At 42.2% G+C, this 25042-nt stretch carries 22 protein-coding genes; 8 read left to right on the plus strand and 14 right to left on the minus strand.

Features of this window, described 5'->3' with window-relative positions; all coding sequences use genetic code 11:
- Window positions 1-52: 52 nt before the first annotated feature.
- The 4 genes from NSQ70_RS15340 to modB all read left to right on the plus strand — a co-directional run bounded on the left by NSQ70_RS15340 (window position 53) and on the right by modB (window position 4075).
- Complete coding sequence (locus NSQ70_RS15340; protein WP_039168236.1) at window positions 53-544, plus strand: metal-dependent hydrolase; 492 nt, start codon at window positions 53-55, stop codon at window positions 542-544.
- A 123-nt stretch (window positions 545-667) separates the two neighbouring features.
- Complete coding sequence (locus NSQ70_RS15345; protein WP_058336922.1) at window positions 668-2518, plus strand: LTA synthase family protein; 1851 nt, start codon at window positions 668-670, stop codon at window positions 2516-2518.
- Window positions 2519-2633: 115 nt separating this feature from the next.
- Window positions 2634-3410, plus strand: coding sequence for a molybdate ABC transporter substrate-binding protein (gene modA / locus NSQ70_RS15350; RefSeq protein ID WP_342502252.1), 777 nt, complete (start codon window positions 2634-2636; stop codon window positions 3408-3410).
- Window positions 3410-4075, plus strand: coding sequence for a molybdate ABC transporter permease subunit (gene modB / locus NSQ70_RS15355; protein WP_342502253.1), 666 nt, complete (start codon window positions 3410-3412; stop codon window positions 4073-4075). Before modA ends, modB begins: the two co-directional genes overlap by 1 nt.
- Before the next feature lie 195 nt (window positions 4076-4270).
- Here modB and NSQ70_RS15360 read toward each other — a convergent pair whose 3' ends face one another.
- The 7 genes from NSQ70_RS15360 to NSQ70_RS15390 all read right to left on the minus strand — a co-directional run bounded on the left by NSQ70_RS15360 (window position 4271) and on the right by NSQ70_RS15390 (window position 12749).
- A complete protein-coding gene (locus NSQ70_RS15360; protein WP_041507765.1) occupies window positions 4271-5116 on the minus strand; it encodes an aldo/keto reductase in 846 nt (281 codons plus the stop codon).
- Window positions 5117-5184: 68 nt separating this feature from the next.
- On the minus strand, window positions 5185-6054 hold the full coding sequence (locus tag NSQ70_RS15365) for an ROK family protein (RefSeq protein WP_342502254.1): 870 nt from the start codon (window positions 6052-6054) through the stop codon (window positions 5185-5187).
- Window positions 6055-6117: 63 nt separating this feature from the next.
- Complete coding sequence (locus NSQ70_RS15370; protein WP_047945413.1) at window positions 6118-8133, minus strand: Na+/H+ antiporter; 2016 nt, start codon at window positions 8131-8133, stop codon at window positions 6118-6120.
- 317 nt (window positions 8134-8450) lie between these two features.
- Window positions 8451-9062, minus strand: coding sequence for a trimeric intracellular cation channel family protein (locus tag NSQ70_RS15375; RefSeq protein ID WP_007500242.1), 612 nt, complete (start codon window positions 9060-9062; stop codon window positions 8451-8453).
- A gap of 344 nt (window positions 9063-9406) precedes the next feature.
- On the minus strand, window positions 9407-9820 hold the full coding sequence (locus NSQ70_RS15380) for a disulfide oxidoreductase (RefSeq protein WP_007500241.1): 414 nt from the start codon (window positions 9818-9820) through the stop codon (window positions 9407-9409).
- Window positions 9817-10533, minus strand: coding sequence for a DsbA family protein (locus NSQ70_RS15385; protein ID WP_342502255.1), 717 nt, complete (start codon window positions 10531-10533; stop codon window positions 9817-9819). Before NSQ70_RS15385 ends, NSQ70_RS15380 begins: the two co-directional genes overlap by 4 nt.
- A gap of 116 nt (window positions 10534-10649) precedes the next feature.
- Window positions 10650-12749, minus strand: a complete 2100-nt coding sequence (locus NSQ70_RS15390) for a heavy metal translocating P-type ATPase (RefSeq protein WP_342502256.1) — start codon at window positions 12747-12749, stop codon at window positions 10650-10652.
- Window positions 12750-13171: 422 nt separating this feature from the next.
- Between NSQ70_RS15390 and NSQ70_RS15395 the strand changes: the two genes are divergently transcribed.
- Genes NSQ70_RS15395 through NSQ70_RS15405 form a run of 3 tightly spaced genes read left to right on the plus strand, consistent with a single transcriptional unit; the run spans window position 13172 to window position 15739 of the window.
- Complete coding sequence (locus tag NSQ70_RS15395; protein WP_019743627.1) at window positions 13172-13915, plus strand: metal ABC transporter ATP-binding protein; 744 nt, start codon at window positions 13172-13174, stop codon at window positions 13913-13915.
- Window positions 13915-14787 (plus strand): metal ABC transporter permease, encoded by an 873-nt coding sequence (locus NSQ70_RS15400; protein ID WP_007500236.1) that lies wholly within the window; start codon window positions 13915-13917, stop codon window positions 14785-14787. Before NSQ70_RS15395 ends, NSQ70_RS15400 begins: the two co-directional genes overlap by 1 nt.
- Window positions 14788-14800: 13 nt before the next feature.
- The gene (locus tag NSQ70_RS15405) at window positions 14801-15739 is read left to right on the plus strand and encodes a metal ABC transporter substrate-binding protein (protein ID WP_024719816.1); all 939 of its coding nucleotides are present in this window, start codon (window positions 14801-14803) and stop codon (window positions 15737-15739) included.
- A 37-nt stretch (window positions 15740-15776) separates the two neighbouring features.
- Here the strand turns inward: NSQ70_RS15405 and NSQ70_RS15410 are convergent, their stop codons facing one another.
- Window positions 15777-16325 carry a hypothetical protein gene (locus NSQ70_RS15410; protein WP_342502257.1) on the minus strand — a complete coding sequence of 183 codons (549 nt, stop codon included), beginning with the start codon at window positions 16323-16325 and terminating at the stop codon, window positions 15777-15779.
- Window positions 16326-16414: 89 nt separating this feature from the next.
- Here NSQ70_RS15410 and NSQ70_RS15415 point away from each other — a divergent pair, with 89 nt between their 5' ends.
- Window positions 16415-17023, plus strand: a complete 609-nt coding sequence (locus NSQ70_RS15415) for a TetR/AcrR family transcriptional regulator (protein ID WP_024719818.1) — start codon at window positions 16415-16417, stop codon at window positions 17021-17023.
- Between the two features lie 13 nt (window positions 17024-17036).
- On the opposite strand, the gene NSQ70_RS15420 is transcribed toward NSQ70_RS15415, so the two are convergent.
- The 6 genes from NSQ70_RS15420 to NSQ70_RS15445 form a co-directional block, all read right to left on the minus strand.
- The gene (locus NSQ70_RS15420; protein ID WP_045034051.1) at window positions 17037-17969 is read right to left on the minus strand and encodes a response regulator; all 933 of its coding nucleotides are present in this window, start codon (window positions 17967-17969) and stop codon (window positions 17037-17039) included.
- A complete protein-coding gene (locus tag NSQ70_RS15425) occupies window positions 17966-19282 on the minus strand; it encodes a sensor histidine kinase (RefSeq protein ID WP_025207978.1) in 1317 nt (438 codons plus the stop codon). The genes NSQ70_RS15420 and NSQ70_RS15425 overlap by 4 nt, the downstream gene beginning before the upstream one ends.
- Window positions 19283-19399: 117 nt before the next feature.
- Window positions 19400-20845, minus strand: a complete 1446-nt coding sequence (aspA, locus tag NSQ70_RS15430; protein ID WP_035701391.1) for an aspartate ammonia-lyase — start codon at window positions 20843-20845, stop codon at window positions 19400-19402.
- A gap of 16 nt (window positions 20846-20861) precedes the next feature.
- The gene (locus NSQ70_RS15435; RefSeq protein ID WP_007500222.1) at window positions 20862-22139 is read right to left on the minus strand and encodes a cation:dicarboxylase symporter family transporter; all 1278 of its coding nucleotides are present in this window, start codon (window positions 22137-22139) and stop codon (window positions 20862-20864) included.
- A gap of 241 nt (window positions 22140-22380) precedes the next feature.
- A complete protein-coding gene (locus NSQ70_RS15440) occupies window positions 22381-22578 on the minus strand; it encodes a hypothetical protein (protein WP_017359236.1) in 198 nt (65 codons plus the stop codon).
- The gene (locus tag NSQ70_RS15445; RefSeq protein WP_342502258.1) at window positions 22575-25010 is read right to left on the minus strand and encodes a heavy metal translocating P-type ATPase; all 2436 of its coding nucleotides are present in this window, start codon (window positions 25008-25010) and stop codon (window positions 22575-22577) included. Before NSQ70_RS15445 ends, NSQ70_RS15440 begins: the two co-directional genes overlap by 4 nt.
- Between the last annotated feature and the right edge of the window lie 32 nt (window positions 25011-25042).

A 25042-nucleotide genomic window follows, 5' to 3' on the forward strand; every position in this document is an offset into this window, starting at 1 on the left:
CACCCTTGATATAGTGAGTACTTGAACAAAAAACAGAACAGGAGTACGCATCATGACAGGAAAAACACATATTATGGGCGGAATTGCCGCCTCCACAGCCGTCGCCTATTATTACGGATTCGAACCAGTGACGATGGCTGCTGCTGGATCAGTAGGTGCCCTCATCCCAGATCTATGTCATACGAAAAGCAAAATCGGCAGGAAATTCCCGCTCCTTTCCACACTGATCAGTAGTGTGTTCGGTCACCGCACCTTTACACATAGTTTATTATTTCTGCTGATCATTTATTTTATTGCGACAACATACATTCCAAATGACAGCCTCAGTACCGGGTTACTAGTTGGGATGGCAAGCCACCTCATCCTTGATGCAGGCACAGTGAACGGTATTAAATTTTTGTTCCCTGCATCCATGAAAGTACGTCTCCCCTTTTATGTCAAAACAGGCAGCACAGGAGAACAAGTCGTACTAGCTGCTCTGACCATTGTCACCTGCTATTACATGGCTGTCATTTGCGGAATATCCATCCCATTGCCGTTTTAGAAAAAGAAAAAAGAGTTTTGCAAAAAAGCAGGATATGAATTGATCATTCCTCATTTTTTTAGTAGTTTTAAGATAAGTGTTTTTGCCTTGCAGCTGAATACAGAATGGTGAGGAGTTACATAAATGAAAGCGTTTTTCAAAAATCACTGGTTTTTAGTGTACTCCATCCTCTTTATGTGGATGAAAACATACATCATTTATCAATTCGGATTTCATATACGAACGGCCAATCTGTTTCACGAATGGCTGCTTTTGATCAATCCACTTAGCTTTTTGCTCCCTTTGTTTGGGATTGCTCTTTTCTTAAATGAAACGAAACAAAAGGTCTTTTTATTGACCACAAATTTTATTTTGACAGCCATTTTGATATCGAATACGATCTTTTACGGTTTTTATATTGATTTCATTACCATTCCTGTCTTATTTCAAGCAAAGAACATGGGAGATATGGGCAGCAGTATGACTGAATTGTTTCATCCGCTATTTATACTCATGCTGATTGATTTTGTGGTGCTGGCATGGCTCTTAAAACGGAAACCGCTATCACCAAAAGCGTCTTTTAAGACGATCAAAACATACTATGTGGTTTGCTGCAGCTTGCTATTGTTCCATGTCAGCTCAGCTTTGATGGACCACCCTCGATTTTTGACAAGCTCATATGATCGAGAAGTCATTGTACGAAACCTTGGGCTGTTTCAATTCCATTTGTATGACGGTGCCGCTCAAACAGCACGAATTGGACAAAAAGCCTTTGCTGACGAAGATACACTTTCAACAGTGGCAAACTACACAAAAGCTGATTACAGTGCACCGAATGAAGACTACTTTGGACTTGCTAAAGGCAAAAATGTCGTGTTCATTTCACTTGAATCAACGCAGCAATTTGTCATGAATCAAAAGGTGAATGGACAATACATCACACCATTTTTAAATGAACTTGCCAAAAAAAGCTTCTATTTTGATGAATTTTATCAGCAGACAGAGCAAGGCAAAACGTCGGACTCAGAGTTTATCGTCGCAAACTCCCTCTATCCATCTAGCAGTGGCGCTGTCTTTTTCACAGCGAGTGACAACGAATATGACACACTGTACAAGCAATTGAAAAAAGAGAATTATCAATCCGTCCAATTTCATGCGAATAATAAAACGTTCTGGAATCGTGATGTGATGTATGAATCTCTTGGGATTGACCGCTTTTATGATGTCGATTCATTTGATGTCAATGAACAGAATTCGACTGGCTGGGGCTTAAAGGATATCGACTTTTTTGACCAATCTATCGATTATTTAAAAAAGCTGAAGACGCCTTATTACAGCACGTTTATTACCTTAACCAATCACTTCCCATTTGAAATTGATCCAAAGGATCAGTTCATTGATGAATACGATTCGACTAGCACCATTTTAAACCGCTATGTGACCACCGTCCGCTATCAAGATGAAGCCATCAAAAGGTTCTTTGAACGAATGAAAGAAGAAGGACTATATGAAAATACAATGTTTGTCCTGATGGGAGACCACTATGGCATTTCAGAAGCACATCATGAGGCAATGGCAGAGCTGCTGAAGCAGGATGAAATCACACCGTTTGATGCGGTTAAACTGCAGCGGGTCCCTTTTTTGATTTACATTCCTGGGGTGACAGACGAGGCCCCTCAAACCATTTCTGAAACAGCCGGTCAAATGGATGTCAAACCGACACTTCTTCATTTACTCGGCATTGAATCAAAAGATTCTATTCAATTTGGGAATGATCTTTTCTCCAATGAACGGACACCGTTCGCTGTGCTGAGAAATGGAAACTTTATTACGGATGATTATCTTTATACAAAGAACACGTGCTATGATCAAAAAACAAAACAACCTGTTGAAGAAGATGAAGTATGCCAGCCTTATATAGAAAAAGCCAATAAAGAGCTGTCTCTATCAGATAAAGTGATCAACGGGAACTTACTACGTTTTTATCAGCATTAAAAGCTGCCCTCTGGCGGCTTTTTCTTTTCTCTTTTCCTGAAAGGCTATGAATGGTCAAATAAGTTTGATTATAATAAAGGATACACATGATGTTGAATGATAAAGAGGTGTGATCATGAAATATTTATTCTTAACCTACGTCACCATCTGTTTGCTCCTGACTGGGTGTCAAACGGAGTCGACGTCATCAGATCAAAGCAAAAAAACAGAACTTGTGTTTTCAGCGGCGGCAAGCCTGCAGGATGCTTTGAAAGAGATTGAATCTGCCTATGAAGATGATCATCCAAACGTGACACTCACGAATAATTTCGGATCATCCGGCGCATTGAAACAGCAAATCGCTCAAGGAGCAAAAGCGGATCTCTTCTTCTCAGCAGCTGAAGAGCCTTTTGATGACCTTGTTCAATCTGGCGACATTGATCAGGATCATACAAAGGATGTCATACAAAATGAGCTTGTCCTCATCGTGCCAAAAGAAGGTTCCTCTTCTATCAAAACCTTTCGCGATGTTGATCACATAAAAGGAAAGATAGCGCTTGGCACACCTGAATCTGTTCCTGCTGGTACATATGCAAAAGAGATTTTCACAAAACTGAATATATGGGACCAAGTAAAACAGAACGCTGTCTATGGCAAGGATGTTCGTCAAGTATTAAACTATGTCGAAACAGGGAATGTGGAAGCTGGTGTCGTGTATAAGACGGACGCGCTCGTTTCTCGCAAAGTAAAGATAGTAGATGAGGCAAATCAAGACATGCATTCCCCCATCATTTATCCTGTTGGCATTGTAAAACAGACCGATGACATGAAAGAGGCGAAAGCATTTTTTCAATATCTCCAATCAGATCCAGCCGCAGCGATTTTTAAAAAGTACGGCTTTCAAGTGAAATAATGCCGATGCTGACCGAAGATTTTCTTTCACCTATCTGGCTGTCCGTACAAGTGGCTGCTTTCAGCGGATTATTGGCTGTCGTTTTAGGAACGTCCATTGGTTTTTGGATGGCGCGTACATCTTTCAAAGGGAAAATGATCGTGGAAACGCTCCTCATGATGCCGCTTGTCCTTCCGCCAACGGTCGTAGGATTTCTGCTGCTCGTTGCGTTCGGGAAGAACAGCGTGATTGGACAAGCGATTGAATGGATCTTCCATCAGCCTGTCATCTTCACTTATTGGGCAGCGGTCATTGCATCGACAGTTGTCGCATTCCCGCTCATGTATCAATCAGCGAAAGCTGGTTTTTCTACGATTGATTCAGACATTGAAGGTGCTGCAAAAGTTGATGGTGCGCGTTCTTTCCAGGTCTTTGCCTATATTACCGTCCCACTCGCACTGCCATCTCTTCTCTCTGGTGCGGTTCTAAGTTTTGCAAGGGCGTTAGGAGAATTTGGAGCGACTTTAATGTTCGCTGGCAACATTCCTGGGAAAACGCAAACCCTCCCAACAGCCATCTATGTGGCGATTGATTCTGGACGAATGGAACTTGCGTGGGCTTGGACCATTTGTATTGTGATCCTGTCTTTCCTCATGCTGTTGGCTGTTCGCCGAAGCAGGAATTAAAAAATCCCCTTCTCAAAAAGAGAAAGGGATTCAGATTGTTGACAAAGGGCTAAAATGAACTTGATTTTAGCCCTTTGTCTTCTTTTCAGCGTGATAGAAAACCTTTGCTGTACTGGTGTGACATTTGTGAGCACCTGCACGCAGGACTGACAAAGAATGCGAGGGTTTGTCTACACGCTGAGGGAATAATTTTATTTATTCAAACCCAACCGTCATCGTTTCTGGATTAGACCCGACACGTTCGTTATTATTAAGTGCATTGATTTTTTCCATGTCTTCTTGTGAAAGCTCGAAGTCAAAAATGTCGGCATTTTGTTTAATGCGATCTTCATTGATTGATTTTGGAATGGTGACAACGCCGCTTTGCAGATCCCAACGCAAGATCACTTGAGCCACAGATTTGTTGTATTGTGCTGCAATTTCCTTTAATACGTCATGATCCAAAAGCTTTCCTTGCATCAGCGGAGACCATGCTTCAATTTGAATGCCTTTTTCTTTCGCATATTGTCGTAATTCTACAAGTGTCAGTTTTGGATGAAACTCCACTTGGTTCACCGCTGGAACAACCTCCGCATCTTTTAACAGCTCTTCTAAATGCTGCACGTAGAAGTTGCTGACACCAATCGCTCTTACTTTTCCATCTTTATAAAGCTTCTCAAGCGCACGCCATGTCTCTTTAAATGTATCTGCATTTGGTCCAGGCCAATGAATCAAATAGAGGTCTAAGTAATCAAGACCGAGCCGGTTTAAGCTCGCGTCGCATGCAGCGAGTGCTTTGTCATATCCTTGATCTGTGTTCCATACTTTTGACGTAATGAACAATTCTTCTCTTTTCACGCCAGATTCTTTAATGGCTTTCCCTACGCCTGTCTCGTTTTTATAAACGGCAGCCGTATCAATGCTGCGATAACCGTTTCGTATGGCTGCTTTTACGGCATCAACCACTTGGTTGCCGTCCTCCACTTTGAATACACCTAAACCAAACCATGGCATTTCTACTCCGTTATTTAGTGTTACGGTATCATTCAAGCTTTTGACCATGTTAACAACCACCTTTTCATAGATTCCATCTTTTTCATTATCTCATGTTGCGTTTGAAAACTCTATTATCAGGCGTTTCTCTTCGCTTCAATCGCTAGCAGCAAAGCACCTGTCATACCTGCCTTGTCCTCAAGTCCAGGAGAGACAATGTATGTATCAAGCGGCGGCATGTCGACATAATCATTGACATACGCAGCCAGCTTCTCTCGAATGAGCGGAAATAGCTGTTTTTGCTTCATGACGCCTCCACCCATGATGATGCGTTCTGGGCTTAATATCAGCGTGTATTGCATTAATGCCTGTGCTAAATAATCTGCTTCAAGAGACCAAACTTCTTCTTCTTCGGTAAGCTCTTTAGCTGGCTTTCCCCACCTTGCCTCAATAGCTGGTCCTGCCGCCAGTCCTTCTAAGCAAGTACCATGCGCCGGGCAGACACCTGCAAACTGATCTGATTCATGCTGCCTGACCAGGATGTGTCCCATTTCTGGATGTGAGTGACCGTGGAGAAGCTCATTTTTCACAACAGCCCCGGCACCAATCCCCGTACCGACCGTGATATACAGACAGCTGCTTAGCCCTTTGGCGGCCCCTTTTGTCAGTTCACCTAATGCTGCGGCATTGACATCTGTCGTAAAGGACACCGGTACGTCTAATTGTTTCTCCAGCTCAGGTATCAACGGATAATGCTTCCATTCAACTTTCGGCGTATTCATGATGTAACCGTAAGAAGGATCGTCTTTCTGGACACAAATCGGTCCAAAGGAACCGACCCCTAATGCTGCAATTTCATGTTGCTGAAAAAATGGAATAAGTGATTGGATGGTTTTTTCCGGGTGCTCTGTTGGAATGGTTAATTCCTCTATGATATCCCCATGCTCATTGCCAATGGCACAGCAGAACTTTGTCCCCCCAGCTTCAATCGCTCCGTAATATGTCATCCTGCCTCTCCCCCTGCTCGTCTCTTTTTTTCATCATAAAACAAAGGGGAGAAGATGACAACATCATGTATTGGTCAGTAAGACTGCTTCCATGTCATTGATATATTCCCTTAAATGATGGGCAATATCACGATTGATTTCGCCATTTTCATATAAAGTTTGGATTTCATTACGAATCGTCTGTACGGCTTGGAAGTTAAGCTCTTTCTTCTTCCGGTCAAACGTACGATCCTTTTGCTGGAAGAAAGAAGGACCATGTTCACAGCGGAAAATCACTTGATTGTAAAACCCAATGACTTGATGACACGTTTGTTGATTGTCTTCGGTCATATGGTGCTTAATAGAATCCACCGCAGCTTCAGCCGTTTTCTTGCGGATTTGTTTATACGATTCCTCGTTTTCTAATATGCCGCTCGAAATACGCTGATGCGGGCGCCACAATTGAAGCCATTGTAGTAAGCGCAGAAACTTCACTTTTGAGAAACGAATTTTAAAAGAGTTGGAATAGAGCATTTCCAGCTCATGAAATCTCTCTTGCAGCTCATATGCTTCTTCTTTGTCGATTTTCTCTTCCTCAATCAACTGCTGAAGTTTCATCTGTTCTGCTTTAATACCATGCAGTCTGATTTTTCTCTCTTGTTTTCTCATACCAAACTGGTACGGTTCCCGCTGAATATTTCGTAGCTTCATTCGGAAATCATTGATGAGTGCAAGGGAGACTTCTCGATTGTCCTCATTCATTCCTTCTTTTAACGTTTTAATGGCACTTCTCAGCAGCTTCCGTTTTGCGTGCTGAATCTTTGTATCTAAGTCCACATCCACTTGCTTATCTTTTTTCTCCGATAAAATAGGCAGTAGCACACTCGCTAAAATGAGTGTACATAAAATGACGCCTGCTGCGAGGAAAATAATTAAATGACGCTCAGGGAATGGTGAGCCGTCTGCAAGCGTAAACGGGATGGAGAAAGCACCCGCTAATGTAACAGCACCACGAACACCAGAGAATGTCATCAGCATGGAAGCACGCAGCTTCGGTTTTTTCGTGTTCTTCTTTTTCGATACACTCCAGTTCCCTGCCCAGAACAGCCATACCCATAGGAATCTGAGAATCATTAGACAGAATGTAATGATTAAAATGTAACTGATGACTTGCATATTATTAAAGGCTTCATCTTGGAAAATGACGGTCGATACATCAGGAATTTGTAATCCAAGTAAAACGAAAACAAGGCCATTTAAAATAAATAAAATAATATTCCACGTGTTTGAAGAAGCAATTTGCAGTTTTGCTAAATTCGCTTCCATTCGGTCTTGCTCGATGGCATGTGTCACACCACCGGCAACAACGGCTAAAATGCCCGATACGCCAATTTCTTCCGCTGCTAAATAAATCACAAACGGCGTGAGGATTTGCAGGATGATGTGCATTGTGACATCGTCCATGCCTAAACGGCGGAGAAAATAGCGGAAACGAATGATAAAAAACGACAGAATAAATCCGGTCAATAATCCGCCAGCAGCAATCAGAACAAAGCTAAAGGATGCCTCTGCAATGGAAAATGCCCCTGTAACCGTTGCTGCAATAGCAAATTTAAAAGCAACAAGTCCTGACGCATCGTTCATCAGCCCTTCGCCTTCCAGCAGTCTCATGATCCCCTTCGGCATATTCACACGGCTGGAAAGGGCACTTACAGCCACTACATCTGTCGGTGATAAAATCGCTGCAAGCGCAAATGCAGCTGGAAGTGGTATGCTTGGAATCATCCAATGGATGGTATATCCTGCGACAATGACCGTCGCAAATACGAGCCCTAAAGCTAATAGAAGAATGGGTGCTCTTAATTTCCACAGCTCGTCCCTTGGGGTACGCTTCCCATCATTAAATAACAGCGGTGCAATGAATAAAACGAAGAATAGCTCAGGATTTAAAGAAATATGTAAACCTGAAGGAAAAGCTGCGACCAATATCCCTAAACCCACTTGGATTAATGGAACTGGAATAAAGGGCAGAAAACGATTGATAATATTAGATGATGCAATGAGTGCTAGTAGTACGAGCACTGCCAAAAAAATCTCCACTAGTACATGTCCCTCCCATTTCATTTTTTCCGTCATGTTTTGCTTACATGCAAAGATGTGTTCATTTCTTTCTGATCCATCCGTTCGGTCATGAGCGTTTCTTTAGTATCCCGCAAAAAGCGAAACCAACACATAACAATCCATCTAGGCAAAAAAAGACTGAATCTACATATTCAGTCAAATGACAACATTTTCATCTCATGTATTGTTCCAATGATGAATAAAGAACCTACTTTTATTTTACACGAAAACAGCTTGACCTGCTGACATCAAGCTCGAATAACACATAAAAAAAAAGAGCGACATCGCCCTTTTCTTTACCCTTTATTTAAAAAATAAGACCTAGCGGGAAGCCGCCATTTGAATAAGTAGGAACAAACCCTGCATATGACGAGGATGACAAACAGCAGATATAAAGCAAGCTCTCCTTGCGCTAAGCCGAGTCCGACAAGTAAACCGCCAAGGGCTGCCCATACTGCGTAAATCTCTGCTTTTAGCACAAGTGGCTTTCGTCCTGCTAATAAATCACGCACAATGCCGCCGCCACTTCCAGTCAAAATGGCTGCCACAATGACCGCACTGAGCGGGAGCTCTCTTTGTACAGCAAATAATGCACCTTGAATCGCAAACGCTGCTAAACCGATCGCATCCGAGAAATTCCCCCATGTGCTCCAGTGCTTGAGCAAAAGCTTTGGAAATAGAAACACGATCGTAATGGATACAAGGGCAATGGTAAACATTTTGCCCTGTGACCATAAAGCAGACACCGGAAGACCAATTAATAGATTCCGAATCGCTCCACCGCCAAATGCTGTGACAATCCCTAAAATGTACACACCAAGAATATCGTACTCTTCTTCCATTGCGACAATCGCACCACTAATGGCGAATGCCACAATGCCAATAATACTTAACACTTCCCATGCCATTTTCCGCTTATCTCCTTACCATTGTCTGATCATCTAACACTCTCCCCTTAATGTATATCTGACACAAATGAAAAGCAATACAAATTTTCTTTAAATTTTATCTTTTTGCAAAAATAAAAAATAGCCTGCTTTTAAGCAGGCTCAGATTGTTGACAAAGGGATAAAATGATCTTGATTTTAGCCCTTTGTCTACTTTCAGCGTGATAGAAAACCTTTGCAGTCTAGGAAAGACGAGCACTGGAGCGGAGCGAATTTGACATTCGTGAGCACCAGCGCACAGGAATGACACCGAATGCGAGGGTTTGTCTACACGCTGATAGCCTGCTTTTAAGCAGGCTATCTCCTCAATCTTCTTTTGCATTTAAAAGCAGCATACTAATGATGATCAGAATAAATGCAATGAGAGCTAAGAGTGGAATGGTGATAAAACCAAACCAGTTCAGATAATCAACGGAACAAGGAATACCGCTTAGACAAGGACGAATCGATGCAAAGCCTGGAATCTTTTGTTCCATATAATGATAGATGGAAAAGCAAGCACCAATCCCGGCCAAAGGGAGAACGTAGTACTTCACTTTGACATCGCCACGGAATGTAGCAATTCCAAGTAAAAGCACAAGCGGATACATGAAAATGCGCTGAAACCAGCACATATCACATGGAATAAACTTCTTTACTTCGCTTAAATACAGGCTGCTCATCGTCGCCACAATTGAGACGATCCAAGCGCTGTATAAGTAAATCAGTTTATTTTTCATGATTTTTTCCCTTTCAGCTCTTGATCAATTAATTCTTTGATTTCATCATAGTCATAAAAGTTTTGGACTTGTTTATTGTTAATGAAAATAGTTGGTGTTGCATTTACTTTGTATTGATTCACCAGCTGATCATCTGTGTTCAGCTGTGGCTGATATGTTTTCTTTGATAGGTTATCTTTCAGCTTGTCCGTATCAATTTTCGTTGTCTTCTTCGCCAATTCGGTGAGCTTTGCTGGCGTTACCCATTCTGCTTCACTATCTGGTTGTGCGTTGTAGACCGCTTCATGAAATGCCCAGAAGTTTTTCGGATCTTCTTTCCACACTTCTTCAGAAGCCAGTGCTGCTAATACCGCACCGTCCCCATGAACAGGCAGTGGTAAGTTAATAAATGAGAAGGATACATCGCCATTATCTATGTAGTCTGCTTTCAATTTTGGGAAAATGTCTGTCTCAAATGATTTACATGATGGACATTTGTAATCCCCAAACTCGACAACTTGCACTTTTGCCTTTTGATCTCCCATGACAGGCTGTCCTTTAATAGACGGCTTACTGTCGACTGTTTGTGCTTCTTGGCTGTTGTTGTTACCGATCACAACGAAAATACCGATGAGAAGAGCTGCAATGATGGTTAATATAACTGCAAACTTGATGGATAAAGATTGATTATTTTTTTTACTCACAAAAGCACCTACCTTATCTTTTTCATTCATTCCTTCACAAAGAAAAAGGATAACAGCTCAGGAAAATGCCATTATCCAACTTCTTCTATTTTAACAAGAGGGGGTCTATTATGAAAGACGCTATTCATGAATTTTTCCTTACAATTTTATTTCATGACCCTCATCGCATTTAAAACAGCCAGTACAGTGACACCAACATCCGAGAAGACGGCTTCCCACATCGTTGCAATACCGAATGCACCAAGTATGAGAAAGACGGCTTTCACCCCAAGAGCAAACGCAATATTCTGCCATACGATGGCTCTCGTTCTTTTAGCGACAGCAATAGCTTCCGCTACCTTCGATGGCTGATCTGTCATAATCACAATATCAGCCGCTTCAACTGCTGCATCTGAACCAAGTCCACCCATGGCAATACCTATATCCGCTCTTGCCAAAACCGGCGTATCGTTTATGCCATCACCAACAAACAATAATTTGTCTTGAGATGCTTTTTTCTCATACATGTCTTCGATTTTGGCGACTTTATCCTGTGGCAATAATTCAGTGTGAACTTCGTCAATGCCGATCTGCTGTGCGACTGCATTTCCTACTTGCGAAGCATCCCCTGTAAGCATCACGGTTTGAATGCCCGCAGCTTTTAGAGAAAATATCGCTTCAACTGCATCGTCTTTTACTTCATCTGCAATCAAGATCGATCCCGCAAACTCACCGTCTATTGCTAAATACACAACCGTTCCGCTTCGTTTTTCTTTTTCAAAAGCAATGCCCTCTCGTTCCATAAGGCGATGATTACCTGCCAATACATGAGCTCCGCGAATTGTCGCTTTGATCCCATGACCGGCAATATCCTCGTAAGATTCGATCTGGCTCTCATCAAGAGACGCTCCGTAAGCCGCCTTAATCGATTCTGCAATCGGATGCGAAGAATGCGCTTCTGCCAGCGCTGCAAAAGAAAGCAATTCCTCTTCTGACCATTTCTCATTCGCTGCTTCGATATGAGTGACTGTAAAGTTCCCTTTTGTCAAAGTACCTGTTTTATCAAACACCGCATAGCGGACAGAGTTTAAGGCTTCTAAGTAATTACTGCCTTTCACTAAAATACCTCGTTTTGATGCGGCACCAATTCCGCCAAAGAAACCTAATGGAATGGATACAACGAGTGCACATGGACACGAAATGACAAGAAAGACAAGTGCCCGGTACACCCAATCAGACAATTGAGCTGATGGGATGAGAAGCGGTGGTACAAAGGCAAGCAATAAAGCTAGCACGACCACAGCAGGTGTATAATATTTAGCGAACTTTGTGATAAAGTTTTCTGTCTGCGCTTTACGGCTGCTTGCATTTTCGACTAAATCCAAAATCTTCGTAACCGCTGACTCACTGAGCTCTTTTTGCACTTCAATTTCAAGAATGCCGTTTTGGTTCACAAATCCAGCAAGCACATCTTTTCCTGCTTCCACATCTCTTGGAACAGACTCCCCAGTTAGTGCAGAGGTATCCACAAGAGAATAACCGTCTATCACGCGTCCATCTAAAGGAATTTTTTCACCTGGTTTGACGACAATACGGTCACCAGCTTTGACTTCTTCCGGCTTTACCTTTTTTGTTTGTTGCCCCACTTTGAGGTTTGCGTATTCTGGACGGATATTCATTAATTCGCTAATTGATTTTCTAGAGCGATTCACAGCTGCCCCTTGGAACAGTTCTCCAATTTGGTAAAACAGCATGACTGCCAGTGCCTCAGGATACTGCTGAATCACAAAAGCACCAACTGTAGCTATGGTCATTAAGAAGTTCTCATCAAATACTTGACCGCGCACAATATTTTTCAGTGCTTTCAAGACAACATCTCCGCCAACTAGTAAATACGCGGCGAAAAACATGATGAACTTCAGTAAGCCATTGTCAGGTATAAAATAAGCCGCTGTTCCAATGACTGCACCACCAATTAATTTCAGTACAATCGTTTTTAAATTCTTTGTTCCATGATCGTGATCGTGGTGATGTCCTTCTTCTTTTGGTGATACACTCACATGAGGTTCAATGGACTGAACGGTTTTTTCAATACGCTTTGACATCGTTTCTTGTGCATCAGCATGTGTCACAGTTAATGTACCCGTCGCAAAATTAATTGAGCAGGCTTCAACCCCTTCGAGTTTGCTGACACCTGTTTCAATTTTACGTGCACAGTTTCCACAATCGAGACCGCTTAATACGTATTCATCCTTCATCTTTTTCATGTTCTCACCTTTTTCTATATAAGTAGCCTTCCCTGATTCAATCAAACCTATCAGCTGCTGTAGATATTATATATGAGCACATATTCATATATTGAATTACCCTTATTATATGAGGAGTTCTTACAAACTGTCAATCATTTATAAGCAAATGTTTGAGATTTTTCGTATTCAAGGATGTCACGTGAATTTTCAATAATCCATGCTCATGTCCCCTCTTCGTTGCATAACATAAAAACGATCGCTTGATGGGAATATTCAGCATTTCTCTTTACAAAAGAAGGACATACGATTAGAATAAGATAAAAGTTTCCTTAAGGAAACAAATTAGCGTCAGAGAATCATTTCATCCTTTAGTCAAAATTATTAAATGTATGCATATATTTTTAGGAAACGCAATTGATGATCGAAAGGGGCCGCAAGAGATGTCATATGCTTTAACAATCGACCGCCTGTATGTCTCATACCACGGACAGGATGCACTAGAAAACGTCTCTCTTTCCATACAGGAAGGAACGATGACTGGAATCATTGGTCCAAATGGTGCTGGTAAATCTACTTTATTGAAAGCATGTTTGGATTTAATTGAAAAGGATCAAGGCGACATTCGTTTTTTTGAACAACCCTTTAAACAAGTGAGAAAACAGATCGCCTATGTACCGCAAAGAAATGATCTAGACTGGACGTTTCCTATCCATGTACTGGATACCGTACTGCTTGGCACATACCCAAAGCTCGGACTAATCAAACGACCGAAAAAAGAAGACCGTGCCTATGCGTACCATTGCTTAGAAAAGGTCGGGATGCAGGACTTTGCCAAAAGACAGATTGGGGAATTATCCGGCGGTCAGCAGCAGCGTGTCTTCCTTGCGCGAGCACTCGCTCAAAACGCACAGCTCTTTTGTTTAGATGAACCATTTGTCGGAATTGATATGGCAAGTGAAGAAACAATGATCCGCATTTTGAAGGAATTACGAGATGAAGGAAAAACCATTCTGGTCGTCCACCATGACTTAAGTAAAGCCGACGATTACTTCAGCCATCTCGTTCTTCTAAATAAGAAGCTGGTCAAAGCAGGGCCTGTCCATGATATTCTTCGTCCTGAGGTCATGCTCCAAGCATATGAAACACAGCTGCCATTTTTAAAATCAGCAGGAGGAGACGCGTAATGGAATTCTTAACCGGACTTTTTGAATATGCGTTTTTACAAAAAGCGTTATTTACATCCGTTATGGTAGGGATCATCTGCGGCGTCATTGGCTGCTTTATCATATTACGGGGAATGGCTTTGATGGGAGATGCGATTTCACACGCTGTACTTCCAGGTGTCGCCATCTCTTATATGCTCGGCATTAACTTTTTCTTTGGTGCGGTTCTAACTGGTGTACTGACAGCCATCGGCATCGGATATGTCAGTCAAAACAGCCGTATTAAAAATGATTCTGCCATCGGGATCGTATTCACTGCTTTTTTTTCCATTGGGATCATTTTGATTACATTTTTAAAAAGTTCCAGCGATTTATATCATATCTTGTTTGGAAACGTACTAGCCGTTCGTTCATCTGATATGTGGATCACGCTTGGCATCGGCATTTTCATTTTGCTGGCTGTCATTGTTTTCTACAAAGAACTGCTCATTAGTTCATTTGATCCAGTGATTTCTTCCGTTTACGGTTTACCGAATCGCATGATCCATTATTTCCTCATGACCTTATTGACCTTAGTGACCGTGGCATCCCTGCAAACTGTAGGTATTATTCTTGTTGTTGCAATGCTTATTACACCAGCTGCCACCGCTTATTTATTGACAGACCGGCTATGGATCATGATTTATTTATCTGCTTTTTTTGGAGCAGTTTCAGCCGTCGTAGGACTTGGGCTCAGCTTTACGTATAACTTGTCGTCTGGTGCTTCCATTGTGCTGGTCGCGACCATATTATTCGGCAGTGCCTTTATCTTTTCACCGAAACAAGGGATATTGTGGAGATCCTTAAAATCGAAGCGAAAACGAACACAGTTAAAAAAGGAAGCGTCTATGTAAAAGGAGGACATATATGAAGAAGGTATTAGCAATCCGTTTGACCGCAGTATGTATTGCCCTTTTGGTCATCGCAGGCTGTTCTACTCAGCAAAAAAGTTCCGGAAAAGATGACGGTAAATTAAAAGTTGTCACGACCTACTCCATTCTTTATGACATTGTGAAGGAAGTAGGAGGACAGCATGTCTCTATTCACAGCATTGTTCCCATTGGTACAGACCCACATGAATTTGACCCACTGCCAAAGGATGTTCAGTATACGACGGATGCAGACCTTGTTCTATCTAATGGCTTGAACCTTGAAACAGGGAATGGCTGGTTTCAAAAACTGCTTGAATCGAGCGGCAAGGACGGGGATGATGCACCTGTAGCCGAGCTGAGTAAAGGCGTCAAAGTGAAGCATTTGTCTTCAAAAGGGCTTGAAAGCCAGCAGGACCCACACGCATGGCTGAATGTCGAGAATGGGATTCTTTATGCGCAAAATGCCAGAGATGCGCTCATTCAAGCAGATCCTGAGCATAAAGAGGATTACGAGAAAAATGCTGAAACCTATATCAAAAAGCTTCAAACGCTTCACGATGAAGCAAAAGACAAGTTTGATCAACTCCCAAAAGACAAAAAACTCCTTGTCACAAGCGAAGGGGCATTCAAATATTTTGCGGATGCGTATGGACTGAAAGCCGGCTACATTTGGGAGATCAACACAGAAAGTGAAGGAACACCTGGACAAATGAAGCGCATCATTCATTTTGTCAAAGACCATCAAGTTCCTGCCCTTTTTCTTGAAACAAGTGTAGATAAGCGCAGCCTTGAAAGCCTATCTGAGGAAACCGGAGTTCCGATTAAGGGGAAAGTATTTACGGATTCTATTGGCAAAGAAGGTGAAGATGGGGACAGCTACTATAAGATGATGAAATGGAATATTGACACCATTTATAAAGGACTGTCATCATAAGAAAAGACAGGTGGAGTAAATCCGCCTGTCTTTTTTGTCATCCTGCTATATTTTCCGGGTGTTTTTTCGGCCAAATGACGTAGCTGATACTAATGATGAAATCAATGGTTAAGACCATCCCCCACACACTGACAAGCTGCATCAGAGATTCCGTTCGTTCTGGTGCTTGGATGAGATAGGTCAATCCATATAATAGCCCCGCTCCGATGACATAAGAGATGAAATGACGCGTCCAGCCCACCATTTCATACAAAGACCGCTCCTTCCCGTACTTTGGTTTCCCCTTTGGCTTAGGGCCTCCTGCAAAACGATAAGCAAACTTAGCATCCGCCCATTTCACCATTTGATGTCCAAAGGCCAGACTCACACCAATATAAACAGCCGCAAGCCCGTGAATGACGCTCGCCACAGCCCCATGCTTTAAATCTATATAAGTAGCCGCAAGAAGGATGAGATCTAAAACCGGCGTACAGACAAGAAAGAAAGCACCCCATTTTTTCTGTTTAAACACATAACGCAGTGTTAAGCCCATAAGAATAAACAGCCAAAAACCAATTTCACATGCCACAATCAATAAACCGACCAATTTCCCCCACATCCTTTTTAACACGATTGTATTAAATAAAAAATAACACAACTGTGTTAAAAAAACAATAGCTGTGCTAAAATCAAGGTATGCCAAAAATCGTCGATCACCATAAACAAAAACAAAAGGTCGCTCAAGCTGCTATGAGAGTGATTAAACAAGAGGGATTGGAAAGCGCTTCTGTACGAAAAATAGCCGTAGAAGCTGGCATTTCAGCCGGCTCTATGCGTCATTATTTTTCCACACAGCAAGAATTATTTCTATTCTCCATGAATTTAATTCAGGAAAGAGTGAAGGAGCGAATTGCTAAGCTTCCATTAAACGGTTCAACAGAGGAAAATGTATTCACTTTATTGGAGCAGGTTCTTCCACTAGACGAAGAACGAATATTTGAAATGGAGGTGTGGCAGGCTTTTACAGTCAAAGCACTGACTGAACCAGATTTACAGCCGCTCAATGCAAAGATGTATGACGAGCTTTTTCAAACCGTTCAATTTTGCATAATGAAATTGAAAGAGGATGAGCTACTGCTAGATCATATCGATCTTTTATTAGAAACTGAGCGGCTTTATGCGGTCATCAATGGGCTTGCATTGAATGGAATCGTACAGCCCCATCGTTTACCGCCTCAGCTTATGCGCTCCGTGCTGCAGAAGCATCTTCAATCCATCACAAAAAAAGACATGCCCTCCTTATAGAGAGCATGTCTTTTTAATCTTCCATAAAAATTCGTTTTGCCTCGTAATAAAGCACCTGTACAAATTTCTTCACATTGATACGTGTGTGCTCTTCTCTTCCAGTTGTCTCTTTTGTGAGTTCACTCATTTTCTTACGCACAATGGTAAAATCGAAAAATTTTGATGCATAGTTTTCAAAGGTTGGGTGTGAAAAATCGGTTAACCCGAGCGAGGCGATGTGTTTCAATGATTGGTTGATCGCACGTCTTACCCGCTGTTCCGCTGCTTTTGCTTCTCTTGCGATGTCTGCTGATGTAAAAGGTTCGTTTAATTTATCCTCTGTGATGCCAGTAAAAATCACTTTTAATGAAGGAAAAGAGTCGTGCTGATCGGCATGTAACGCTAAATACTGATCTGTGAAAAGAATCATATCTAGTAAATCCTTAGACCCCTTTTCACCGACAATCCCAAGCTCCGCAAGCAAAAACTGACCTGCCTCTGCAAGACTTTTCCCGCGTTGCTTTGTTTTTGTCTGTCCGCGCTGCTGGAACTGCATGACCGATTTGAGCGAATGCTGAATATTTTCAATCGAGTGCTCTAAATGCAGCCGCTCAATCATGAGATGGAGCACACTTAAGACCTCTACTCGATTGATCGGCTTTGTCACATAATACTCGACACCGAGTGTATATGCCTGGCCGATGAGTTCCTTTGTTTCTACCTGTGACAGCATTAAATATTTCCCATGAAATTCATCTTTGATCGCTCGAATCGTCTCAAGACCGTCCCTTTCCGGCATCAGAAGATCAATACACAAGATATCAATATGCAAATCATTTAAGTAGCTCGCTGTTACTTCAGCACCATCCTCTGCTTCCCCTGCCACAATGCCAAGCTCTTCATCTTCAATGAGCTGTGCCAGTGAAGAACGAACAGCTTCATCATCATCAACAATAAAAAATCTCATCTCCCATTCCCCTCTTTTCTGCTGACTTGATCAATTGGTATCGTTAAAGTGAACATCGTTTGTTGATTTGGGATACTCTTCATTTCAACACTTCCGCCAAGCTTCTCGGCTGTGTCTTTCACATAGGAAAGACCGATGCCGCTTGATGGGTTCCCGGCTTGGTCGTATTTTAAAGTGAAGCCCGGTTTAAAGATCACATGATGGTTACGCTCTTTAATGCCTGGCCCGTTGTCACTGATTTGAAAAATCACATCATTCTCTTTCCGTGAAATGGATAGTGATACCTCTCCATTCACCGGAATGGCTTCAACGGCATTGGATACAATGTTATTTAATAAAGATAGAATGGTATACACGTGATAAGCGGGATGCTGCCCATCTTCATCATAATGAAAAACGATGTGTTTTTTAAGAGATTCCGCGTAATTTTCATGGATACGAATCACAAGTCCAGCGATATGAGCAGGACTTGCATACTCCTGGAAGTTTTCCTCATGAATCAGTTTTGATAAGGCAGAAAAAATCCGCTGATTATCCTTTTTGATTTCGTGTACCTCACCTGCAATTTGTAGGGCTGTTTTTCCGAGTTTTTTCAAATCTAATGATTCCGTATCCTTTGCATGATGCAGAGATTGATACAATTGATATGAAGTAGCTGTAATGTGCTCAGCATGTGCAAGGGTTTTATAAAAATATGTAGATTCCGTATAAAGATTCGACAGTAGCATCAACAGGTGTTCCTTTTCCTTCTTCATTTGGCGCTCTCTCGCCTGTTCTTCGTATAATCGAATCATCGTATAACAAGCCAATACGAAAAAGCTTCTGAAAATCGCCAATACAAATAGTTGAAACAGCGTTCTCACTGTTAAAATTTCATCAATGGCTCCCCTGAGTGCAATCATTTCGACTACACTTGCACATAGTTCCATGATGATCCCTGTTGCCCCAATGAGCCAAGGCTTATCACGGAAACGTCTGACCTGTAATACATAAAAAAGCGTACCATAGACGACGTAATACAGCAGGGAAGGAAATCTTAAAGAAACGGCCTCTTCCAGCGCTAAGTGGCCTGACACAGCAGTATCAAGAAGCACCCGGAATGCAAACACTGATCCCCCCGCAATGATGCCGCTTGCCCATGCCGGGAATTTTTTCATTTGAAGCAGGATAAAGAAAAAGACAACGGTTCCAAAGCTCACCCGAAAGCTATCCTCAAATGGATAAAATTTCAGCTCTCCACCAATCGGAGTCAAAACAATGAGCATGATAATTAAATAAGGCTCTGTATTCAACCATTTTTTCAGTAGATTCAAACGCAGTCACATCCCTAATAATTGACGATAGTATACTATGTGAGCTTCAGAAAAACAAACAGTCCATGAAAAAACGCACACCGGACATTTGTCGGTGTGCGCTTCTCATGATGCCGCTTAATCTTCTAAACGATCCTTTTCTAAAAGTGATGCACCAGCAATACCTGGTTTCGTCATTTCAAAAGGATTTAAGATGACATCAAGCTCTTCCTCTGATAACACATCATTTTGCAGACAAAGCTCACGTACAGATACGCCTGTAAGAATCGCTTCTCTCGCAATTCGTGCAGCAGCTTCATAACCAATATGCGGATTGACCGCCGTCATGACACCAGCACTCTTTTCTACATATTCTTTTAATCTAGATTCATCTGCTTTTAGGTCACGCAAGCAGTTATCGACAAAGGATTCAAATACATTTTTCATCATGCTGAGAGACTGTAGTAAGTTGAATATTAAAACTGGCTCCATGACGTTCAGTTCAAGCTGACCAGCCTCTGATGCAAGGCAGATCGTGTGGTCATTTCCAATGACTTGGAATGCCACTTGGTTCATGACCTCAGGCATCACTGGGTTGACTTTCCCTGGCATGATAGATGAACCTGGCTGTCTCGGCGGCAAGTGCAGCTCACCAAAGCCTGCTCTAGGACCTGAAGCCATCAAACGAATATCGTTTGCCATTTTGGACATATTCATCATACATACTTTCAGTGCAGCTGATACTTCTGTATAAGCATCTGTATTTTGCGTAGCATCGACCAAATCTTCTGCTCCAACTAACGGCAATCCGCTAATGTCAGCTAGATAACCAACTACCTGGCGAATATATTTAGGATCAGCATTCAGTCCTGTTCCAACTGCTGTTGCGCCCATATTGACTTCATATAAATGCTGTCTAGACTGCTTGATTCGTTTAATATCACGAGCAAGAACCTTTGCATATGCACTAAACTCTTGACCAAGTCTGATTGGAACAGCGTCCTGAAGATGCGTACGTCCCATTTTGATGACATGATCGAATTCTTGCGCTTTTTCTGTCATGACTTGATGCATGTTTTCCATCGTATAAAGTAGTTTTTCAATCATATTCAATGTTGAAATATGAATCGCTGTTGGGAAAACGTCGTTTGTTGACTGCGACATGTTCACATGCGTGTTTGGACTTAGCTCAGTATAAGCGCCTTTTTCCTTTCCTAGTAGTTCAAGCGCTCTGTTTGCAATGACTTCATTGGCATTCATGTTCATTGAAGTGCCAGCCCCGCCTTGAATTGGATCGACAATAAATTGATTGTTCCATTTTCCTTCAATAACCTCATCTGCGGCTTGAACAATTTTTTCTCCAAGACCAGCATATAGTCGCTTTGTATCCATATTTGCAAGTGCGGCTGCCTTTTTGACAATCCCTAATGCTTTGATGAGTTCCTCATGAACATGGTAGCCAGTAATTGGAAAGTTCTCTACTGCACGTAATGTTTGAATTCCATAATACGCTTGAGTGTCTACTTCCTTTTCACCTAGAAAGTCTCGTTCGATACGAACTTGCTTGTCCTGTAGCTTCGTCATTTGAAAAGATCTCCTTTTACGCTGCTTTTGTTTGTTGTTTTAATTCCTCAATATACTTCTTCGATTTCTCTTGATCAAACACTTTTTCCCACTTAGACATGACAATGGCTGCAAGTGAGTTACCAAATACGTTAACAGTTGTACGAACCATGTCAAGGATACGGTCGATCCCAACGATGAAGGCAAGTCCTTCAAGTGGAAGTCCCATTGCTCCAAGTGTTGTGATGACAACAACGATCGATGCACCTGGTACACCAGCCATTCCTTTTGATGTGAGCATTAAGATTAATAGTAACGTAATTTGCTCATAGATGGAAAGAGGCATGCCGTACATTTGTGCAACAAATATGGCGGCAATGGATTGATAGATGGCACTTCCATCTAAGTTAAAGGTATAGCCTGTTGGGATAACGAACGACGTGATCGCTTTCGGGCATCCGAACTTCTCCATTTTGTCCATTAATCTAGGCAATACAGCTTCTGAACTTGCTGTTGAGAATGCAAGAATGATTTCTTCTTTTAACACTCTAAATAGTGTAAAGACGCTTGTTCCAGCTAATTTTGCGATAATGCCAAGTACGACAATAACGAAGAATGCCATTGTGCCGTAAACGACAAGTACCAGTTTACCTAGCGGGAGAAGCGCTCCGACCCCGAATTTGATCACCGTCACACTGATGAGCGCGAATACACCAAATGGTGCAAACTTCATCACTTTATTGGTCACCCAGAACATCGCTTCGAGGATGCCCTCAAAAAATCCTAACACTGGTTTTCCTTTGTCTCCAACTGCTGCAATTCCTAATCCGAATAACACTGTAAAGAAGATTGTTGGTAATAGATCACCTTCTGCAATGGATTGGAACACGTTTGTTGGCACAAGATGCACAATCGTTTCAGAGAAACTAGCTTTTTCGGCAGAAGACTTAGATGTCTCTTCATATTTAGAGATATCGCCTTTCTCCATGTTACTCATATCAATTCCTGTACCAGGATGGAAAACGTTTGCTGCAAGCAGTCCAACTGCTAATGCAATCGTTGTCACAATTTCGAAGTAAAGAATCGTTTTCCCACCGAGTCTTCCGATGGTTTTCATATCGCCTACACCTGCAACGGCTACAATCAATGCAGCAATAACAATTGGAAGAACGATCATTTTAATTAAGTGGATGAATATATCGCCAATCGGCGTTAACACATTAATAACGGTTTCATTTTGATAAAATAGTGCTCCTACGACAACACCCAAAACAAGTGCGATGAGTATTTGAGAAGCTAACCCTAACTTTTTCATACGTGGACCCCCTTTTTTTGATAACGCTTTCTTTGTAGCCTAATCGCATCTTAACGATGAACCTACAAAAAACGACAAAAAGGAACAAAAAGAAGTGAATTTTTTATGAAAAATCTTTTAAAAGGTGGGTTTTTCCACAAAATTGTTAAAAAAAGACTTCGCTTTTGGCGAAGTCTCAGGTTGTTGAGAAGAGCTAAAATGAACTTTATGTTAGCTCTTTGTGATAGAAATCCATTGAAGTCTAGAAAGGGCGAGCACCAAAGTGCAGGACTGACACCGAATGCGAGGACTTCGCTTCTGATGAAGTCTCATGTTGCATATGATCAGCTGGCGGCTCTTGAAGAGGAGAAAGTTCGACATAAATCGCATAGCCTATCAGTACAAAGGCTACATAAATCACAGCACTCAACGTCCACACCCATTTGACATTCAGCTTCATTTTGCCACACCCTCTCTGACAGGTTTCAATCGCTGTAATCTTAGTGCGTTCAGCACAACCGATACAGAACTAAAGGCCATTGCCGCTCCTGCAAGCCATGGTGCCAGGAACCCAAATGCGGCGACTGGTATGCCAATACAATTGTAAGCAAGTGCCCAAAATAGATTCTGTTTAATGTTTCTCATCGTTTTTCTGCTAAATTCAAGTGCATCTGCAATGGCATGGAGATCTCCAGTCATGAGCGTAATATCTGCCGCTTCCATGGCAACATCTGTACCTGTTCCGACAGCCATCCCGATATTTGCTGTTGCAAGGGCAGGGGCATCATTGATGCCGTCTCCAACCATCGCCACTTTTTTTCCTTGTTTCTGAAGCGCTACAATATGAGCCGCTTTTTCCTCTGGAAGAACTTCAGCGATGACATGATCTATGCCTGCCTCACTCGCAATCGCTTCTGCTGTGCGTTTGTTATCTCCTGTCATCATCACGACGTGAATCCCTTGCTCTTTGAGACGAGCGACCGCTTGAGAAGAAGACGATTTGATTGTATCAGCAACGGCGACAATACCTGCTGGCTCGCCGTCAATGGCGATGAGCATCGCCGTTTTTCCTTGTTCTTCAAGCTCAGTCACAACTGCTTCTAGTGCTTCGCAGCTGATATGATGTTTCTTTAGGAGTTTCCGTGTGCCAATCAAAAGCTCATGTCCTGCAGCTCTTGCTTCAATTCCATGACCAGGATCTGCTTGAAAGGCTTCTACCTCGACCGCTTGGAGACCCCGGTTCTTCATGCCTTCTGTGATTGCTCTGGCAAGTGGATGCTCTGACTGCTGTTCTGCCGATCCTGCTAACTGAAGCAGCGTATCTTCTGTCCAATTGGCAGACGCAATCACATCTGTAAGACTCGGCTCCCCTTTTGTCACAGTCCCTGTTTTATCTAGCACTACTGTATCTAGTGATTGCGTTATCTCTAAATGCTCTCCGCCTTTAAACAGAATCCCTGATTCAGCTGCCCGGCCGCTGCCTGCCATAATAGAGGTCGGTGTAGCAAGGCCAAGAGCACAAGGACATGCGATGACGATGACCGCTATAAAGGTTTCAAGTGCAGATGTCACATTTCCTGGATCAACAAAGATATACCAAATCAGAAAAGTGAGCACAGCCAATCCTACAACAATGGGGACAAATATCCCTGAAATTTGATCTGCCATTCTTTGAATTGGTGCTTTTGAGCCTTGCGCTTGTTCGACGACTCGAATAATTTGTGAAAGAGCCGTTTCTTTTCCTACTTTTGTTGCTTTCACTTTCACAAATCCATTTTTATTGATGGTTGCCCCGATGACTGTATCTCCTGTGGTTTTATCAACCGGCAGACTTTCTCCTGTAATCATCGATTCGTCGATCGCTGTTGTTCCTTCGATGATTTCTCCGTCTACCGGGACTTTTTCACCTGGCTTGACGAACACAAGATCATTCACTTTCACTTCAGAAATAGGAACGGTCATTTCTTTCCCATCTCGCTCTATCACAGCTTCTTTCGCTTGTAAGCCCATCAGTTTTTGAATCGCTTCTGATGATCTCCCTTTCGCTCTTGCTTCCATTAACTTTCCGAGCACAATCAACGTAATCAGCACAGCACTCGTTTCATAATAGAGGGCCGCTTCATGTGTGCCTTGAACCGCTGACTGAATACTTTCATATAAACTATAGAAAAAAGCAGCCGATGTCCCTAGTGCCACAAGGACATCCATATTGGCACTTTTATTTTTCAACGCTTTATAAGCACCTACATAAAAAGGCCAGCCGACAATGAACTGGACGGGCGCTGCTAATGCGAGCTGAACCCATGGATTCATAAACGCTTCTGGCAGCCAAATAAACGATGTGAAAGAAAAATGACTAACCATTGCCCAAAGAAGAGGCAATGACAAAATCATCGAGAACAAAAAGCGTGCCGTTTGTTTCTCAATCGCTACTTGGCGATGGTCTTTTTTCCCTTCCTCTGCATGCTCTTCGACTGGTTCAATTAATGAATACCCAATGGATTTCACAGCCTCTTTTATGTCACTTGGAGATATTTTCCCTGGATGATATGTCACCTGAAGTGACTCAAGCGCAAAGTTCACTGATCCTTGATCAATACCATCCATCCGGTTGACTTTTTTCTCAATTCGGTTTGCACAAGCCGCACATGTCATTCCCTCTATATCAAATTCGGCTTGCTCCATCACCACATCATAGCCAAGAGATTGAATTTTTTGTTTTAGATCCTCTGCTGTGAGTTGTTCTGTTTCATACACAATGTGGGATGTTTCAAGCGCAAAATTCACACTGGCGTCGTCCACACCTTCCAACCTGTTCAAGCCCTTTTCAATGCGGCCTGCACAGGCGGCGCAAGTCATTCCCGTCATTTGAAAATCAATTTCTTTTTTCATTTATCTCACCTCTCCACATACTCCATGGGGGT

The organism is Bacillus sp. FSL R5-0397, assembly GCF_038593395.1.
Taxonomy (GTDB): domain Bacteria; phylum Bacillota; class Bacilli; order Bacillales; family Bacillaceae; genus Bacillus; species Bacillus altitudinis.

What these genes read in the sequence shown, in the direction of transcription:
- NSQ70_RS15340 (WP_039168236.1), top strand. Translation starts at nt 53, where the DNA reads ATGACAGGAAAAACACATATTATGGGCGGAATTGCCGCCTCCACAGCC.
- NSQ70_RS15345 (WP_058336922.1), top strand. Translation starts at nt 668, where the DNA reads ATGAAAGCGTTTTTCAAAAATCACTGGTTTTTAGTGTACTCCATCCTC.
- modA (WP_342502252.1), top strand. Translation starts at nt 2,634, where the DNA reads ATGAAATATTTATTCTTAACCTACGTCACCATCTGTTTGCTCCTGACT.
- modB (WP_342502253.1), top strand. Translation starts at nt 3,410, where the DNA reads ATGCCGATGCTGACCGAAGATTTTCTTTCACCTATCTGGCTGTCCGTA.
- NSQ70_RS15360 (WP_041507765.1), bottom strand. Translation starts at nt 5,116, where the DNA reads ATGGTCAAAAGCTTGAATGATACCGTAACACTAAATAACGGAGTAGAA.
- NSQ70_RS15365 (WP_342502254.1), bottom strand. Translation starts at nt 6,054, where the DNA reads ATGACATATTACGGAGCGATTGAAGCTGGGGGGACAAAGTTCTGCTGT.
- NSQ70_RS15375 (WP_007500242.1), bottom strand. Translation starts at nt 9,062, where the DNA reads ATGGCATGGGAAGTGTTAAGTATTATTGGCATTGTGGCATTCGCCATT.
- NSQ70_RS15380 (WP_007500241.1), bottom strand. Translation starts at nt 9,820, where the DNA reads ATGAAAAATAAACTGATTTACTTATACAGCGCTTGGATCGTCTCAATT.
- NSQ70_RS15385 (WP_342502255.1), bottom strand. Translation starts at nt 10,533, where the DNA reads ATGAATGAAAAAGATAAGGTAGGTGCTTTTGTGAGTAAAAAAAATAAT.
- NSQ70_RS15390 (WP_342502256.1), bottom strand. Translation starts at nt 12,749, where the DNA reads ATGAAAAAGATGAAGGATGAATACGTATTAAGCGGTCTCGATTGTGGA.
- NSQ70_RS15395 (WP_019743627.1), top strand. Translation starts at nt 13,172, where the DNA reads ATGTCATATGCTTTAACAATCGACCGCCTGTATGTCTCATACCACGGA.
- NSQ70_RS15400 (WP_007500236.1), top strand. Translation starts at nt 13,915, where the DNA reads ATGGAATTCTTAACCGGACTTTTTGAATATGCGTTTTTACAAAAAGCG.
- NSQ70_RS15405 (WP_024719816.1), top strand. Translation starts at nt 14,801, where the DNA reads ATGAAGAAGGTATTAGCAATCCGTTTGACCGCAGTATGTATTGCCCTT.
- NSQ70_RS15415 (WP_024719818.1), top strand. Translation starts at nt 16,415, where the DNA reads ATGCCAAAAATCGTCGATCACCATAAACAAAAACAAAAGGTCGCTCAA.
- NSQ70_RS15420 (WP_045034051.1), bottom strand. Translation starts at nt 17,969, where the DNA reads ATGAGATTTTTTATTGTTGATGATGATGAAGCTGTTCGTTCTTCACTG.
- aspA (WP_035701391.1), bottom strand. Translation starts at nt 20,845, where the DNA reads ATGACGAAGCTACAGGACAAGCAAGTTCGTATCGAACGAGACTTTCTA.
- NSQ70_RS15435 (WP_007500222.1), bottom strand. Translation starts at nt 22,139, where the DNA reads ATGAAAAAGTTAGGGTTAGCTTCTCAAATACTCATCGCACTTGTTTTG.
- NSQ70_RS15440 (WP_017359236.1), bottom strand. Translation starts at nt 22,578, where the DNA reads ATGAAGCTGAATGTCAAATGGGTGTGGACGTTGAGTGCTGTGATTTAT.
- NSQ70_RS15445 (WP_342502258.1), bottom strand. Translation starts at nt 25,010, where the DNA reads ATGAAAAAAGAAATTGATTTTCAAATGACGGGAATGACTTGCGCCGCC.